Raw genomic sequence first — 17,081 nt, forward strand, 5'->3', positions numbered from 1 at the left:
CTGAAAAGGCTCTGGGCCGCGCGCATATCACCTGCAACAAGAACGGCGTGCCGTTTGATCCGGAAAAACCGACCATCACCAGCGGTATCCGTCTGGGCTCACCCGCCGGTACCACCCGCGGCTTTGGCGAGGTCGAGTTCCGCCAGATCGCCGACTGGATCATCGAGGTGGTCGACGGGCTGGCCGCTAATGGCGAAGACAACAACGGCGCCGTCGAAGCAAAGGTCAAAGCACAGGTCGCAGACCTCTGCGCCAAATTCCCTATCTATCCGAACCTGTAAGCCCCACTGCTTATAGTGATTTGAACGGCGTCCTTTGGGCGCCGTTTTCTTTGACCAGTTGTAATTAGATAAAGCCGCGCCAGCGCAGAACGATCAACGCCAGCGCCGAAAGGGCAAGGAAACCCAAGGCCAGCGACCCTAGAAAGCTCAGAAACCAACCCCAACGTCGATCAGCCAAGTTGATTCCGCTCAGATGGTTCTGTACCTCCTCCGACGCATGCGCCAATGCCGACGTATCCAGGACCAGACGCAATTTGGGATGAGCCGCCATTTGTTCGGCATTTGCCAGTAGCAGCGCCTGTTTGTAAATCCGTCGGGGCAGCTGCCGCTTGGCCTTTCTGACCGACGCTGTCAGTGTCTTGTCCCGCACGCCGAGCTTTTTCCGCATCATCTGCAGAGTGTGCGCAATTTGGCTTTGGACATCAGAATTTTCGGTCATGACAAGGCCTCCAAGGCCGCCAATCTAACCGCCCGGAAAGAGGGCGACAATGGGGCTGGCTGTTTCTGTTTACCGCAGGTATCACAGCCGCATGCTGAATACGATCATACATGGCGAACGTACCACGAACCCTCCTTTGCTGATCGCGCATGGTCTTTACGGATCGGCACGGAATTGGGGGGTGATTGCCCGGCGGCTGTCAGATGAGCGGCAGGTAATCGCAGTCGATATGCGCAACCACGCCTACAGCATGTGGACGGAACAGCACAGCTATCCGGACCTCGCTAACGATCTAGCTGAGGTTATCGACCATTTCGGGGGCAAAGCCGATTTGGTAGGGCACTCTATGGGCGGCAAGGCGGCGATGATGCTGGCATTGCAACATGGAGAGCTGTTGCACAAGTTGGTCGTAGCCGACATTGCGCCTGTTAGCTACAGCCATAGTCAAATCCAGTTCATTGAGGCCATGCGCGCCGTTGATCTGTCCAAGGTCGAGCGGCGTTCGGACGCGTCAGAGCAATTGGCGAAATTAGGCGTCGAGCCTTCACTACAGAGCTTTTTCACGCAATCTCTGGATGTGAAAGGGCAACGATGGTTGCTGAACCTCGACGTGCTGGCCGCCGAGATGCCGAAGATCATGGGCTTCCCTGAACTGGAAACAAGCTGGGCCGGTCCAACCCTGTTTTTATCAGGTGCCGAGTCCGACTATGTTCTGCCCGAACACCGTGACCTAATCCGCGCTCGGTTCCCAGCTGCCAAATTTGCCAAGATACCTGGCGCAGGACATTGGTTGCATGCTGAAAAACCTCGAGAGTTTGAAGCAGCTGTCCGTGCGTTCCTGAACGCCTAAGGCTTAGACACCTCACCGCCAGAATTTACCCAATCGGACAATCCCCCAAGGTTGTAAACCTCCTGATATCCCATATCCTTCAGCAGCTTACCCGCCAATGCAGCGCGACCGCCAGCTGCGCAATACAGGACAATTGGACGATCTTTTTGAAGCTCGGCGTCATGAGATTTCAAGGAGTCATCGGCCCTGAACTCCAACATGCTACGCGGAATATGATGGGCACCATTGGCCCGACCCGTTTGCTGTAACTCAACCGCATCGCGTACATCCAGCAGCAAACCGCCCTGCCCCAAGACCTCTTGGGCAAAAGCAATGTCTACGCGTTTGACGACTGCGTTTGCGGCTTCCATCATATCTTTAACAGTTAATGGCATAAGCGATCCTCTGCTGATTTTTACAGAAGGTTAACATGCAAAAAATGGAAGGTGTAGACCGGCCGTCGATCCAGCCGAGTCAATGTTCGCGGAACGCACGCGACATACTGTCTGTGACTGGCTTGGCGATATACGACGCGAACGTCCGTTCTTCGGTCTGGATCATGATTTCGGCAGGCATACCCGGGGTCGGGATAAAGCCGCGAACACGCTCAATCTCTTCAAGCTCAAGGGAGATACGCGCCAAGTACACCTCTTGCGGCGTACCTGTTGAATCCTCGACCAGAGCGTCAGCCGACAGATAAAACACCTGACCGTTCAGAACCGGCGTTGTTCGCTGGTTCAGCGCGATTAGTCGCACGGTCGCATCTTGTCCGGTCACAACGCTGTCAATTTCAGTACGCGGAATTTGCGCTTCGATAATCAGCGGGGCATCTGCAGGCAAAATCTCGGCAATGTGCTCGCCTGTTTCGATTACACCACCGGGTGTATGATAGTGCAACCGCACCACTGTTCCCGACACCGGAGCACGTACAACGGCGCGGTCCAAAACACTGCGTGCCTGCCGCGCTTTTTCACGAACACTTTCCAAATCCGCTTCGATAACACCCAGTTCGTCCAGCGCAGCCTCGCGATAAGCCGCCCGGGTACGAGATATCTGTTCTTCATATTTTAGAAGCATCTGGCTAATTTCAGAGGCTTCAGCCCGAAGACGTGCCTGTTGTCCTTCGGCCTCGGTCTGCACTCGACGGATCGTGTTCAAGTCGCCTTTGCGGACCAGTCCCTTTTCGAAAAGAACCTGCTTGGTATCGTATTCCTCTTGCAGGATTTCTGAACGCCGCACCATGCTCTCAAGCTGTGCTTCGAAACCGCTAGAGCGAATTTTCAGGGCCTCCATATTGCTTTCAAGCAGAGCGATGTCATTCAACAAAGTCTTACGAGACAGGTCGAAACTGATCTTCTGGCCGTCCAGAATGGTCATAACCTCGGTGTCGTCTGCCTTGGCTAGTAGGTTAGGTGAAAACTCAAGCTTTTGCAGTTCCCCGTATTCTGCGTTCAAACGCTCGGACATTGCTTGCAATCGAACCTGTCGGATGAACAACTCTCGCTCATTGGCTTCGGCCGACGTCTGGTCCAGCGTCATTAACACTTGGCCCTGTTTGACGGACTGACCTTCGACAACTTTGATGTCCTGAATGATGCCGCCTTCCAAGTGCTGCACGATCTTGTTGCGACCGGTGGCGACAAAGCTGCCCTGCGCGATGACGGCAGCGGCCAGTGGCGCACTGAAAGACCAGACGCCAAATCCACCGAAACAAACCACCAACAGGATCATTCCGACAACAACCAGACGATTTATCGAACGCGGAACTTCGGCGTACCAGACGTCTGGGTCTTTGGGATCGTTATTGACGGGAACAAGTTCATTCATAACGCACCCCTTTACTGGTTTTGGATGCCGGGCGTGGAACCGCGCGGCGCGTTCAGTTGTTGCAGAACCTGTTCGCGCTGACCAAACAGTGCCACCCGCCCATCCGTCAGCAGCATAATTTTATCAACTACGTTCAACAGCGTAGGCTTCTGCGTGATGACCACCACGGTGATTTTGCTTTCTTTGGCCTGCTCAATCGCTCGGGCCAACGCTTTGTCACCGGCCACGTCGAGGTTCGAATTCGGCTCGTCCAGAACAACCATGCGCGGATTACCAAAGAACGCCCGAGCAAGCGCGATGCGCTGCTTCTGACCTCCGGACAAAGGTGAACCATCAGCAGCCACGACGGTCTCATAGCCTTGCGGCAGGGTTGCGATCATGTTGTGCACGTCGGCAAGAACAGCGGCATCGTGTATCTGTTCATCCGTCGCATCCGAACGCATCCGGCCGATATTATCCTTTATCGTTCCAGGGAAAAGTTGAACATCTTGAGGTAGGTAGCCGATGCTTTCGCCAAACTGGCGCGGATCCCAGTTCCGGATATCCATTAAATCCAGACGCACGCTACCCGATGTAGGCAGGATCGACCCGACTAATGTTTTACCCAGCGTAGTTTTACCTGCGCCAGAATTCCCAATGATCGCAAGTGTTTCGCCCGGGTTAAGCGAGAAACTGATCCCGTTCAACACAACGCGCTTGGTACCACCGGGTACATATAAAAGCCGCTCGACATCCACGCGGCCTTCGGGGCGTGGCAAGCGCAGCTTTTCAAATTGCAGCGCCGAGCTGGACAACAATTGATTAATCCGGCCATAGGCCGCACGCGTCAGTAAGAAGCTGTTCCACCCTTCAATCGATCCCTCAATTGGAGCAAAGGCTCGGCCCGCAATTATCGAAGCTGCAATAACCATGCCGCCGGTTATTTCACCTTGCAGCGCCAAATATGCCCCCCACCCCAGAATGGCAATCTGAGTCAGCAGACGCACAGCGCGGGAAATCGCGGCAAAGACCACGTTGCGGTCCTGAGCGCGTACTTGCCAAGTCAAAGATTGCGCGGTGTCGTGGCCCCAGATGCGCACAGCCTCGGGGATCATCGCCAAAGCGTTGATGATCTGACTGTTACGCGACATGGAATCCAGATGTTGGTTTGCAAGCGACTGCGCCTTGTTTGCCTTGGCAAAAGGTTTCGCTGTCATGCGTTGGTTGATAAACGCAATCGTCACCAGCAGAAGCGCTGTGACGATCACAATCGTTCCAAGCTGTGGGTGCACGAGAAAGATCATCAGGATAAACAACGGCGCGAAAGGCACATCCAAGAAGGAGATCAACGTGCCTGAAACCAAAAAACCCCGCACCTGTTGAAGATCGCCCAACGTCTGATACTCGCGCCCTGTGCCATGCAGCGAAGCGTGAGCGGCCGCGCTGAGGACCGGCGCGCCGAGACGCGCGGCTACTTCAACAGCCGTGCGCATCAGCATGAACCGTCGCACGGCGTCAAATGCCGATTGAAAAATCACCGCACCGGCCACGATGGCTGTAAGCATGATGAGGGTATCCAGAGATCGGCTGGTCAATACGCGGTCACTGATCTGAAACAGATAAATCGGGATCGCCAGGATCAAAATGTTTGTTGCACAGGTCAAAACCAGCACAAAGGCCAGATTGCGGTAAATTGCCCGCAACGAAGTGCGTAGCGTTTTCTGAAAATCTTCAGGTGGCGTTCGCTTGTGAAAAGTTCGGGGTGGCCCATTCCCATCGCCGCCACCAGAAGTACTGCGCAGCAATGGTTCATTCGCCTTGGCCTCGATCGTGGTGCCTATGCGATCACCGTCATTCCCGCGCGACGCAGGGGGTGTGCGGTCGCTTGTTTTGTCGACGGGTTCCTGATCGGGGCTTTCGGCATCGGCCACCCCAGCAGCGCGGCCCTGTTGGTCTTCATCTTCGGTAGGCTGCGGCTGCTTGCGCCGGGAGGGAGAACCGGCGCGCGGTTGCTGTTCCTTTTCATCGTGACGAGCAGATTTTTCGTTCACGGACTTTCCAGCCTTCGCGTTGCATTGTGCGACTGCCGGTTTCACATCCTGTGAATCATGTATGCGTAAGTCTTCACTCAAGCGTAACCTAAGCGCTTTCTTTGACTTCTTTTCAGCATTACTTGCAATTGGCGTCTCTGAAGAAGCCCCACCATTTCGATCCAATGGACTGGGGTATCGTCTTGGACGCGACGGAAATTCAATCGACATGTCAAAACTTTCAGGTCACTCGTAAAAAAATCAGGTAGTCACGCTAGCATCGTTTGTAGGCCATCGTCGGCAGAAGCCATTTCAGAAGTCGTAAGATTGGCGCCACCGTTCACATCGTTGGCGTCACCCGTTGCATCCATTTCTTCCATCAGGATCGCTATAGCTTCGTTGACAAGTTCAGTGTTTTCTTCTTCCAGGTTGTCGATCAGGCTGGCCTGATGCAGCATCAGGTCCGGATAAGCTTCTTCTTGCGCCATGATCACTGAGTCGATGCCAAGTTTGTTCACGCTGGCCGTATTTAGAACGGCATTGCCGCCGCCCAATGCAGATACCGTCTCTCCGCCGGGCGTTTCGACGTAGATGTCGTCGTCGTCCAGCATCTTGGTGACCTGTTCGATGATGTTGACCTGAAGCAAGTCACCCTCAATCTTGAGAACTCGGAGCAGCTCTGTTCCTGCAAACAAAGGATCGTTAAGCAGCGCATCTTCCAGAGCCTCGGCATCCACTTCTTGCATGCCAACAGTGCTGGCCAAATTATCGGTCAGCTTTTCGTGGGTATCTTCACCGGTAGTCTTCAGCGACACTTCGTTCATAACCAGGTTATGATCCTCATCTGTCGCGTGCGCACCGTGAACCACGTCGTTGTCCGAGAACGCAATCGTCTGGTTCACGACATCAAGTGATACCATGTCACCGCCGACAATGATCATGTCATAGAAATTGCCGGACTGCAGGATGTTGGTCACGTTGGTCATGATATTCTCGCCCAACGTGTAAGCACTTGAATCAGCTGTTATTTCCGTGAAAATCTGATCGATATCCGTCGTGTCTATGACTTGCTTAATAAAATTTGTCACAAGCACGTCACCAGGAATCCAGTCAATTGTGACGATAGGGTCTTGATCGGGTTCGGCGGCGATATTGTGTTTCATCCAGGGCGCCGTTTTGGCCTCGACATCAACTTCCGAAGCCTGGATTACATGAGTGTTGCTCTGCAAACCTTCGTCGATATCCCTGACAACAGCGACTTGGCTTATGGCGGCCAGATTCATCACGTCCCCACCGACCACGATGTTGGGCGCGTCAACCCAGCTAACGGTTAGGTTCACCTCATTGATCGCCAGGTTACCACCTGCGGTGGCAGAGTGGCCCTCTTGAAACTCTGGTTCATCGGGCCGGTTCCACTCAACAGGATAAAGATCGGGCGTGTCGTCCTCGCCTTCTTCGTTTTCCTCTTCCGGCCTGAGATGGGCAGGCAGAAGGTCTTCATACTCGGGCATTTCATCGACATATTCGCCATTGACGATTATGCCGGTTGCTTCGTCGCCGTGGAACTGATGCACTGTGGCCCCAGCAACCTCAATGGTTATGGGCGACTGAATCTGGTCAATCAGTTCTTCGACAGCCTCGCCAGACTGATAGTCTTCGATGTGTATGGATGGGATCAGGATTCCATGCAAAGACAACGCGAGGTCAAGCAACCCTTCGGCCTTTTCCATCAACGCTTCAACATCACGGAAGTCGCCTTCGCCAATAGTATCGTTATCATTTAAAATTATTGTCTGGAATGTGTATGTGACCGCTGAACCAATCAGTTCCTGAATGTACTCTGGCTCCAGGACTATGGTCAGCTGACCGAAGCCGCTGAAAGGCGGAGCTTCCGGAATTTGGAAATCGGGTTCAACCGCGGTACCAGAGATGACTTCCCCAAGCTTAAATAAAACCGGCAGCGGATCTTGAGGAGGCACTACACCCTGTGGCTCGGCAAATTTAAACGGAAGTGGGTCGTGTTTGCCCGGGTCCAACTTGAGGTCAGCTTTGATCTGAATACGGGTTGGATCGTCTAGATCCTCAAGCTCGGCTTTGCGCCTGAGAGCTGTAAATTCTTCGTACTGATCACGCAATCGCGCCTGCTCGGTTGTAATCTCAAATGCCCCAATAAAATGCGCAATTTGTTCCGTAATACTGTCGAGCGACATATCGGCTCCCTTCCCCGTTCCGGCTGAAATTTCCGGTTTGGGTTAAGTTGGGCCGAGGCCGCTTTTTCGCGGCCTCGGCGTTTTCTTGAATGAAAACAGAGCCCGCATGCGCGGGCTCTGGTTCTAGTTACACTTCTGTGTCGTCGCTGGCGTAGCTGGAAGTCATCGAACCACCAACCATTGTCGTATCGACAGAGTTTCCAAGGACATTGGCACCCATTACGATCGACTGGTTAAACGCCGAAGTATCGACAACTGCGGCTGCAGACGCATAGGATTCACCATTGATGATGCCGTCACCGCCGTTGTTGGAGCCCCAGGTTCCACCGTCTCCGCCGGCACCGCCGTCACCAGAGTATGCACCGGCCGAGCTACCGCCCGTAGCGGCACCACCCATGCTGTCACCGGATGCTACGTCGACGGTCGACTGACCACTCGCGCCACCTGCTGCTGATCCAGCAGCACCTGCACCGCCAGCACCGCTGGTTGATGTACCAGTGGCTTCACCCGTTGCAGACGAGTCCGAGTCATTGTCAGAAGCTGATGCGCCACCGTATCCGGCAATCGCTTCGGCCAAACTATCTGCGGAACCATTGGATTCGAATACCGAGTCCAAGGCGCCGGCACCGCCGCCACCACCATTGGCACCAGAATCCGCCGTGCCAGAGCCGTCAGCGGAAGCGTCGGACGCTGCAGAGCCGGTACCACCAGCACCACCAGCACCATCGGCTGCCGAACTACCAGTACCTGTTCCGTTACCGGTTCCGTTCGCAGTGTTTGTACCGCCAGCACCGCCATCGGCTGCTGCGTCCGTTGCGTTGTCGGCTGCACCTGCAACATCGCCAGAAGTCTGGTCGACATCCGGGCCAGAGGCAGACTGATCACCAACACCTTGACCATCAGCATTAGCAGCAGCGTCTCCGGCATTGCCGTCACCGCCGTTGCCGTCACCCGCCGTGGACGTATCAGAACCATTTTCGGCTCTGTTATCGCCGGTGCCCACTTCAGAGCTGCCAGGTCCACCTTCCGCGATTTCCTGCTGAAGACGCGCAATAGCTTCTTCTACGAGACGTGAGAAACCACCTTCACCGTCACCACCGGCTGCCGAAGTGTCGTTGTTGGAATCAGCGGTTCCCGAACCATCAGCAGTGTTGTCACCAGCATCGTTATCGCTGGCATCAGTGTTGTTGTCACTGCTGTTGTCTGCGCTGCCGTCAGCACTCGCATCACCGTCACCACCGTCTGCACCAGACGAGTCAGCGTCGTTGTCGGTTTCGCCGTAGCCCTTGGCCTTGGAAGCGGATTCATTGTCGCCGCCATCGGCGTCAGCATCTGAATCGCTTTCTGCTTTGGCTTTACCAGTGCCTTCCGCAAACGAGTCCGCGTAGCCACCGTCACCTGCGGTGTTGTCCGCGTCGCTATTGGAATCAGTCGCGTTGTCAGCACCCGAGTCACTGCCAGCTTCGCCACCGTAGCCGCCTTCGCTCTGGCCATCTGCTTCAGACTTTGACTTGGCTTTGCCGGTGCTTTCATTGTCCGCATCACCAGTGTCTCCACCCGATCCGCCTTTGGCGCGTGCGTCTGCACTGCCGGTATCACCGCTATCACCGTGGGCATCGCTTCCGATGGTTTTACCACCAAAGCCATCGCCACCACGGCTGTCGCCGCCCATACCAGAGCTCGCACCATCCGCAGATGATCCGATACCTTCCTGGGCATAGGCTTCACCACCATTGGCGTCGCCGTTCTGCTGGAAGTCTCCATAGTTTCCAACTTCGGCATTACCGAGGTTGTCGTTATCCTCAAGATCAGCGATCTGATTGTTGACAGCAACCATACCGGTTCCGGCACCGTCCAACGAGATGTTGATGTCATCGCCGGGGTCATAGTCAAGATCCCGACCAGCGACGACCACGTCGCCCATGCTCGCATCGTCGCCTAGATCCAGATCGACCTGATCGTCATCACGCGGAATCCATTCGCCACCACCAAAGTCGATGTTCACAGCGTTACTGTTGGAATTGTCGTTGCTGTCGTCACCACCATTATGGTTTTGTTGGTTCTGATCTTGGCCTTGCCCCTGATCTTGAGCCTGATCTTGGCCTTGGCCCTGATCTTGCGCCTGATCTTGGCCTTGGCCCTGATCCTGTGAGTCCGAGTTGTTTGCTGAGTTTTCGACGTCCTGAGCCTGCTCTTGTTCTTGAGCGTTCAGGTCGGCCTCGACAAAGGCTTCGTCCACTTGAATGTCAGTGGTTACATCAGCATCCAGGTTTTCTACTAGAATTTCGTCAACGGTCGTTACGTGGGTATTGTTTACATTGCGTCTCATATCAATTTTCCATTTTTAGAGCGCCTGACCGTTATTCATCTGCAAAACGGTTACCGGCGCGGCTCAAACAAAACTTCAAACATCCATGCGGATAATCCGCACGTGTGCGACTTCCATGTGTCGTGACGCTGCACCTCCCTTCCTCGGCCAAGCCGATGCTGTGGCTGCGATATTGAAACTCGCGCAAATTCGCGAATCGCAGCCAAGTCAGGAACAAAGCTTCCCAAATTGAAGCTCGTTCATGGTTGCAGCAGGAAAGTGTTCTGAATAGCTGCCCTAAAGCACTAGACGCCTTATGGGGTTATTTTTAAAAGATAAGTAATCCATTTGCCTTAAAATTGCCCCAATTTTGCAATTCGAAACGGCAAGTAAACCTATACTCACTTAAGCCCCTAATTTTCTTCGACTTTAAAATGAAGATCATTAATAAACCTATACAAAAGTGTTAGTCTGTTTAGTTATAGTTAATCTGATTGTTGATGATTTTTAGACTTTCAGGTATAATAACGCCTTATTTTATATCAATTTACTGACAGTTAAGTCCCGAAGCTTCGACGAGTTCGCCCAAAATATTGCGGCGTGGTTTCAAGGGGGTAGTGATGACCAATCCTTTGCAGGATAGTATTGCCCAAGAAAATGTTTGCACTGAAGATTTCTCGATCAATTTCATTGGTAAGGAACTCTTCTTCTCAAACCAGACACTTCGCAGCGTCGAAACAGAGTTCGGCGTCGCGGCACATCGATTTGACGACATCGCAAGTTTGAAAGCTGGTGGTCCGCTTGGTACGCCCGCTGGCAAAGTGGTTGTCGTAGACCAAATCATGCTGGATGATCTGCTAAACCGCCCAAACGTTTATACCGGTGAGGCGGGGTCCGGATGCCTGGCCTTCGCATATCGTAAAGACGACGCGGCCCGCCATTTGTTCGAAAGCTGGGACCGGGGGCAATTCGGAGACATTGGCTATCTCCCTATGAACGTGGCACCGGACGTCTGGAGATCCGTTTTACGCCTTCTAATGCATGAAGAACTTTATTTGCCAAGTTTTCTGGCCGACTGCGTGTCACTACCGAACGGCTCAAACGACGCCCCCAGCCTGACGAGAAAAATTGCTGAGCAGCCTAAACCAAAAGAACCCCATCCCGTTTTCTCTCGGCTGACACGGCGGGAAAAGCAGGTGCTGAGCCTCGTGTCAAAAGGTCAGAGCAATAAAGTCATTGCTTCGAACCTGGGCATAACCGAACACACTGTAAAGCTGCACATGCATAACATCGCGGGTAAAATCGGCGTAAGCAACAGAACTGCAGCTGCCCAGTTTTATTTTGAGGTGACTTCGGGAGAAATCCACGGCCAGGCAGATGGTTGAAACCTTGGAAACCCGGTTTGATCGACTGATCCTGTTGGTCGGCAAGCTAAATTACATGTGGACCAATACCGAAAGCTTGTTGATCCACCTTATTGCCGGCCTCAGCGACACGAAAAAAGATGTCGCTGTCATCATCTTTCTAACTTTGAACACAACGCGTGCCCGAATTGATCTTGTGGAACGTCTCGCCAAAATGGAAGGACGTAAACCTGAAATCCGGGATCCGATATTGGAACTCACCCAACGGCTAAGCAAACTGTCGTCAATCCGAAACAAGTATAATCACTGCATTTACTCGTTCGATACTGAAAGCGGAAATCCAAAAACAATTCTTATGCGCATAGCTGACAGGAAGACTGATATAAAACTTGGACGTGAAGATACCGTCGATGAACAAGCCATTCAGGATATCGAGAGCATCGTGGCAGAATTGTCTTCTGCGAACCGAGATATCTGGCGACTTATAGGCCAATTGGGGTTTCCGATCTGAATACCAAGGGTCAAAAAGGACAGTCTCTGTTTGCTGAATCCTGCGCCTCCGACCCAACCGTATGGCTAGAAGCAATGTGGGGCATTCAATTCGGCCAAACACGTAGATTCTGAGACGAAAACAAAACAAGTGCAGAACAGGAAAGTGTGATTTAGCTGTGTGAGTAAAACACTTCGAGCTATTCGGGACGTATCGGAACGACCCTGCAACTTATTGTTTTTAAACGTGGTGCGGATGGCGGGGATCGAACCCGCAAGCCCTAAGGCGAGGGATTTTAAGTCCCTTGCGTTTACCAGTTTCGCCACATCCGCATGCCACCAAACTTGCCAAGCGGGTGACGTCTGAACCTCTTACTGCTAACCGAACTAATTGAAAAGCCGTTAAGTTGGAATTTCCAATTTGAAACTGCGTGTGCTTAGCAATCCAACCGGTTGCATGAACAAGGGGGATGGCCTGGCACTGAGTATTGAAAATACTAAGTTAGCGCTGGACAAGTGGTGCCCCCACACAGCACCGAACACCTGACACCTTGTAACACACCATTTCACAAAAAGCCTTGTAATATTTGTGGTTTACCTTCAATTACACCTCTCAATACCACAGGACACCACAGAGTATATAGGTTAAGAATGGCGGGTAAAACGGCGGGTAAGCTAAAAGCGGCACAAGTGATGAAGCTGCCGGATGGTCGTCACTCAGATGGACGCGGATTGTACCTGTATGTGACGGGTTCAAGCCGCTCGTGGTTCTACCGCTATACCGACGAAAATAAGAAGCGACGCGAGATGTCCCTCGGCACCGTCGAGGTGTTGACGCTCAGGGAAGCACGAGACCGGCGCGACGAGTTGGCAATCAACAAGCACCGAGGTCGCGATCCGATGAAGGAGCGAGCCAAGGGTGGCCGCACGGTCGAGGAACTGGTCGAGGAAGCATTCGAGGCGATCCGGGGTGATCTCAAGGATGACGGGAATGCTGGCCGCTGGATGTCACCGGTGAAAGTCCACATCATACCGAAGCTAGGCAAGAAGGATGTCACCAAGCTGACCGCCATCGAGGTGCGCGACGCTCTGGCTCCGATCTGGCGCACCAAGACGAGCGCAGCATCCAAGGCTCTGAACCGCCTCGGCATCACCATGCGCCACGCTGCCGCCAAGTTTCCCGGCGAGGTCGACACGACTGTGGTGCCGAATGCGCGCGTCCTCCTCGGCTCTCAGGGGCATAAGGTGAAGCACATACCTGCAATGCCATGGAGAGACGTTGCCGCCTTCTACGCCTCACTGAGGCCGCAGACGGCGGAGCTTGCACTGCGGTTGCTGATCCTGACTGCCAGTCGGTCGACGCCTGTACGCCTCGCACACGTCGATCAGTTCGATGGCGACACGTGGACCATACCCGCCGAGAACATGAAAGGCGGCCAAGAGTTCCGCATCCCTCTATCGGAGGAAGCGCAGCGCGTCGTCGAAGCGATCAGACCTTTCGCCAGAGATGGTTTCCTGTTCTGCGCGCTGCGAGGTCAGCCGATCAGCGATATGGCCATGACGAAGGTCATGCAGCGCCGAGGGCTCGTCTACCGGCCACACGGGTTCCGTTCATCGTTTCGCGATTGGGCTGCCGAGACGGGACAGGATTGGACGCTTGCGGAGACGTCGCTCGATCACCGTGTTGGTGGTGCGGTGCAACGTGCCTATCAGCGCTCCGACCTATTGGAGCAGCGTAGATCACTGCTCAATGAGTGGTCAAATCTTTTGCTGACTCAAGAAAAACTACGATCAGAACCCCAACAATAGTCCTGGACGGCGTTCTAGCTTCCGGAAGTGCACTCGCTCCTTTACGCGAGAGCGCTCTATCTGTGTACGCTTCAAAAAACCCACTGTTATCAGGCTAACCAAATCTGCATTACAGGCGTCAGTTACCGACTTCCTCAACAGGCGCATCCCGACCAAAACTGCGTTACAGTAACTTGCCGAATGCAAATTGGTGTTGCTAGAAGGGGTGCGCCTTGTAGATGCTACAAAGGTCTGCTTAGGGCTCAACGCGATCATCCGCAGCAGTTCGCATGAACGACCACTTCGCGGACGAAACAGACGTTGGATTTTATTCGGCTAAACGCTGCAATTCTATGTCTGTAACTTTTGGAACTCAGCACATTTGAACGTGTTTTTGATAATCTGACGGTACAATCGAATTTGACGAGGTAGGACCGATTGATCCGCGACAACCCTAGAAAAAATGATCGAGCCATCAATCAGAGCTGGCAACATATCCGCTAATTCCTCCAAATCGATATCGAAGCTCTCCGGGTGACTTGCTGCGATCCTGTTCAACTGCTCCAACAAAATTTTACGCCACTGAAGCAGAATGTCAGATGCGACTTGCCGGACGCTATTGTTCAGAAGGCGGTCCTGATAACAACACGCGGTCGTCATACACCCAGGATGCCCGTCAGGCATGCCACTCATTTCTTCGGCAAGTAATTCCAAAAACGTAAGAAACTGCTCAAGCGGGTCTTTGCCGACTTCTTGTGACTTACTGATCAGGTCCGAGAACCACGTTTTGTCAATCTCATAGTTGCGGTCCAGAATGGCCTCAATCATCTGGGTCTTATCTTGGAAATGATAGAAAAACCCGTTCTTTGAAACGCCCACTTCGGCGATCAATTCCTCGATAGTCGTTGCTGAAACGCCCTTCTGAAGAATTGCGCGTTCTGCCGCATCAAGTATTTGATCTTTTTTCGAAGATCCCGTGGTCCTGGTTTGGTATTTCATCGTCTGAGCCCCTGAGCGACGCGCATGTGAAGTGGCATTATGTGTTTTGGACGGCGAATGGTCTACTGCACCATCGGTGAACTAGACGAGACCAATCACTCTCTGGCCCTTTGTAAGAAAGCGAGGTTCGACGCGAGCCGCTGTTCGACAACATTTAGGAGAGAACAATGCCCGGTCAGGAAGCCAGCAACAACTTGTCGTCGGTATTCGCGGCTCGCGGAAACGAGGCGCTTGAAACGAAGTACGATGACTGGGCAAAGACATATGATCTGGACAACGCGGCAATGGGATTTCGGCTTCCGGTTCTGGCAACGGCCTTCTTTGCGCGATGGGTTCCCACCGGCGGGAATGTCCTCGATGCTGGGTGCGGAACAGGTCTGGCCTCTGAAAACCTCCACATTCTGGGTTATCGCGATCTAGTTGGGATCGACCTGTCAAATGCAATGCTCGATAAGGCGCGTGAAACAGGTGTTTTTTCTAACCTGCGCAGGATGGTTATGGGTCAGCCACTAGACTTTGCATCGAATGCTTTTTCCGGTGCTATCGTCAGTGGCGTTTTCACCGAAGGTCATGCCCCGCATTCCAGTTTTGATGAATTGATCCGGGTCGTGAAATCAGGCGGCTACATCGTCTTTAACGTCCGGGAAGATATTTACGAAAATCATGGCTTTCGCGAGAAAATGGACGGCCTCGAAGCCGACGGATTTTGGAAGCTTTCGGAGAAGAGCGGTCCTTTTCGACCTTTTACAATCAGCGAACCTCATGTGATCGCCCGAATTTTCGTCTATCAGGTGACAAGTTAGTTACGTTCTGGCTGTAGTTGTCGGGTTTCGCAAAAAAGAGTTTTAACGGCAGCTTCGGGCTCGCAGCCGTTCCCGACAAGTGTCTGCTATGCGGACAAACCCGCCGTTCTCCACGAAAACGGATAGGCATACCTTTTGAATGATCGCCTCCGCGGTCTTCCGACAATTCGAGACCTTAGCTACCGATCTTTCCACCGCACGTTCACAGGTATTAGGCAAGTTGCCGGTTCTAACAATCTATGAAAGTGGTAGTGTCTTCGAGCCAACTTGCGAGAAGTAACCATGAGCCAACGTCGCCTTGCTGCAATTATGTCTCTGGATGTCGTCGGCTTCAGTCGGATGATGCAGGGCGGCTCCAAGCTACTTCTCAAAACACTGAACACCTTGTACCGCGATTTGGTTACGCCGATCGTTGAACAAAAATCTGGCAGGGTGGTCAAGCTGTTGGGCGATGGAGCATTGATTGAATTTCCGTCAGCAGGGAACGCTTTAGAAGCGGCAATTGCGATTCAAACCGAGCTAAGAGATCCAGACCATCACTATCTGGTTCCGGAACGTATCCAGCTTAGAGCGGGTTTGCACGTCGGCGACGTCACCGTCGATGGCGACGATATCTTCGGAGATGGAGTCAACATCGCTGCGCGGCTCCAATCGGCAGCTGAACCCGGGGGCATTCTGGCCTCAAAGGTAATTTGTGATCTTGCCGGAGCGGATTATGCCAAACGTTTGCGCCGAGAAGGGCTACACACGTTCAAAGGCATTGAACAGCCGATCGAAGTGTTGTCGATCAACTTCACCGATGAACATGTGTCCAAATCGCGCGCTAACTTCGCCAAAACACAGGAAATTCGTTTTTGCAAAACTGACGACAACATTAGTCTGGCCTGGAGCTCAGTTGGAGACGGTCCTCCGGTCGTAAAGGCGCCAAGTTGGATTGGACACTTGGAGCTTGACTGGCGCAACCCGGGGAAAGCTCCAATTTACACTTCCATCGCTCAACGACATCGTTTGGTCCGTTTTGATGCCAGGCTCAACGGTTTATCTGACTGGAACGCCGAAACATGCACGTTCGAACGGTTCGTTGATGACTTGGAAACCGTTTTCGACGCAGCGGGTATCAAGCGCGCGCCGATCCTTGCGATATCACAGGGGTCAGCAGTGGCAGCCGCCTTCGCAGCGCGCCGACCTGACCGCGTGTCGGCAATCGTAATGATTGGTGGGTTCCCCATTGGTCGGGCAAAAAGAACGTCACAAAAAGATGTAGAACGCGCCAACGCAATTAAGCAAATGATGACTGCCGGGTGGGACGATGATTATCCGTCTCTGCGAGATTTAATGGCGCAAATCATTGTGCCGGGCGCGAGCCAAGAAGAACGGCGGCAATATGCGGAAGATATGCGCAAGATGATCTCACCCGAAAACATGGGGCGGTATCGCGGCGTGATTGATAACATCGATATCTCACCGATATTGTCCAAGGTCGAGGTGCCGTGCCTCGTTTGTCATGGGACCAGTGACAGGATGCAACCGGTCGAACAAGGACGATTGTTTGCAAAGGGATTACCCAACGCGAAGTTTATTGCCTACGAAAGCTCGAACCATACCATCCCGGACAACGACCCGGAATGGCCACGTTTTGAGAGGGACGCCTTGGCTTTCTTGGCTGAACACAGCTGAATTGTTGCTCCAAGTGCCTTCGGGTCTGGAGCTATATCTCTCAAAACAAATGCTACAA

At 53.1% G+C, this 17,081-nt stretch carries 13 protein-coding genes, 1 tRNA gene and 1 pseudogene; 7 read left to right on the top strand and 8 right to left on the bottom strand.

Features of this window, described 5'->3' with window-relative positions; translation table 11 throughout:
• Positions 1 to 281: pseudogene (gene glyA, locus ACR0L3_RS12725) on the top strand (serine hydroxymethyltransferase); the annotation flags it as partial.
• A gap of 64 nt (positions 282 to 345) precedes the next feature.
• Here the strand turns inward: glyA and ACR0L3_RS12730 are convergent.
• On the bottom strand, positions 346 to 720 hold the full coding sequence (locus tag ACR0L3_RS12730) for a hypothetical protein (RefSeq protein ID WP_480746112.1): 375 nt from the start codon (positions 718 to 720) through the stop codon (positions 346 to 348).
• A 91-nt stretch (positions 721 to 811) separates the two neighbouring features.
• Between ACR0L3_RS12730 and ACR0L3_RS12735 the strand changes: the two genes are divergently transcribed.
• Positions 812 to 1,570, top strand: a complete 759-nt coding sequence (locus ACR0L3_RS12735; protein ID WP_480746113.1) for an alpha/beta fold hydrolase — start codon at positions 812 to 814, stop codon at positions 1,568 to 1,570.
• Here the strand turns inward: ACR0L3_RS12735 and ACR0L3_RS12740 are convergent.
• The 5 genes from ACR0L3_RS12740 to ACR0L3_RS12760 form a co-directional block, all read right to left on the bottom strand.
• Positions 1,567 to 1,944, bottom strand: coding sequence for a rhodanese-like domain-containing protein (locus tag ACR0L3_RS12740; protein WP_480746114.1), 378 nt, complete (start codon positions 1,942 to 1,944; stop codon positions 1,567 to 1,569). The two genes, ACR0L3_RS12735 and ACR0L3_RS12740, sit on opposite strands and share 4 nt — an antisense overlap.
• A 79-nt stretch (positions 1,945 to 2,023) precedes the next feature.
• Positions 2,024 to 3,376, bottom strand: a complete 1,353-nt coding sequence (locus tag ACR0L3_RS12745) for an HlyD family type I secretion periplasmic adaptor subunit (protein ID WP_480746115.1) — start codon at positions 3,374 to 3,376, stop codon at positions 2,024 to 2,026.
• An 11-nt stretch (positions 3,377 to 3,387) separates the two neighbouring features.
• On the bottom strand, positions 3,388 to 5,406 hold the full coding sequence (locus ACR0L3_RS12750; RefSeq protein WP_480746116.1) for a type I secretion system permease/ATPase: 2,019 nt from the start codon (positions 5,404 to 5,406) through the stop codon (positions 3,388 to 3,390).
• A 248-nt stretch (positions 5,407 to 5,654) separates the two neighbouring features.
• Positions 5,655 to 7,595 (bottom strand): type I secretion protein, encoded by a 1,941-nt coding sequence (locus tag ACR0L3_RS12755; RefSeq protein WP_480746117.1) that lies wholly within the window; start codon positions 7,593 to 7,595, stop codon positions 5,655 to 5,657.
• 127 nt (positions 7,596 to 7,722) lie between these two features.
• Positions 7,723 to 9,924 carry a hypothetical protein gene (locus ACR0L3_RS12760; RefSeq protein ID WP_480746118.1) on the bottom strand — a complete coding sequence of 734 codons (2,202 nt, stop codon included), beginning with the start codon at positions 9,922 to 9,924 and terminating at the stop codon, positions 7,723 to 7,725.
• A gap of 599 nt (positions 9,925 to 10,523) precedes the next feature.
• On the opposite strand from ACR0L3_RS12760, the gene ACR0L3_RS12765 reads away from it, so the two are divergent.
• Positions 10,524 to 11,288 carry a LuxR C-terminal-related transcriptional regulator gene (locus ACR0L3_RS12765; protein WP_480746119.1) on the top strand — a complete coding sequence of 255 codons (765 nt, stop codon included), beginning with the start codon at positions 10,524 to 10,526 and terminating at the stop codon, positions 11,286 to 11,288.
• Positions 11,281 to 11,778 (top strand): hypothetical protein, encoded by a 498-nt coding sequence (locus tag ACR0L3_RS12770; RefSeq protein WP_480746120.1) that lies wholly within the window; start codon positions 11,281 to 11,283, stop codon positions 11,776 to 11,778. Before ACR0L3_RS12765 ends, ACR0L3_RS12770 begins: the two co-directional genes overlap by 8 nt.
• A gap of 226 nt (positions 11,779 to 12,004) precedes the next feature.
• Here the strand turns inward: ACR0L3_RS12770 and ACR0L3_RS12775 are convergent.
• Positions 12,005 to 12,089, bottom strand: a tRNA-Leu gene (locus ACR0L3_RS12775).
• A 318-nt stretch (positions 12,090 to 12,407) separates the two neighbouring features.
• Between ACR0L3_RS12775 and ACR0L3_RS12780 the strand changes: the two genes are divergently transcribed.
• A complete protein-coding gene (locus ACR0L3_RS12780; RefSeq protein WP_480746121.1) occupies positions 12,408 to 13,565 on the top strand; it encodes a tyrosine-type recombinase/integrase in 1,158 nt (385 codons plus the stop codon).
• Between the two features lie 330 nt (positions 13,566 to 13,895).
• On the opposite strand, the gene ACR0L3_RS12785 is transcribed toward ACR0L3_RS12780, so the two are convergent.
• Positions 13,896 to 14,543 carry a TetR/AcrR family transcriptional regulator gene (locus tag ACR0L3_RS12785; protein WP_480746122.1) on the bottom strand — a complete coding sequence of 216 codons (648 nt, stop codon included), beginning with the start codon at positions 14,541 to 14,543 and terminating at the stop codon, positions 13,896 to 13,898.
• Between the two features lie 167 nt (positions 14,544 to 14,710).
• Between ACR0L3_RS12785 and ACR0L3_RS12790 the strand changes: the two genes are divergently transcribed.
• Positions 14,711 to 15,346, top strand: a complete 636-nt coding sequence (locus ACR0L3_RS12790) for a class I SAM-dependent DNA methyltransferase (RefSeq protein WP_480746123.1) — start codon at positions 14,711 to 14,713, stop codon at positions 15,344 to 15,346.
• 282 nt (positions 15,347 to 15,628) lie between these two features.
• Complete coding sequence (locus ACR0L3_RS12795; RefSeq protein ID WP_480746124.1) at positions 15,629 to 17,023, top strand: alpha/beta fold hydrolase; 1,395 nt, start codon at positions 15,629 to 15,631, stop codon at positions 17,021 to 17,023.
• Positions 17,024 to 17,081 lie beyond the last annotated feature (58 nt).

It is taken from the genome of Ruegeria sp. CK1 (genome assembly GCF_056536545.1).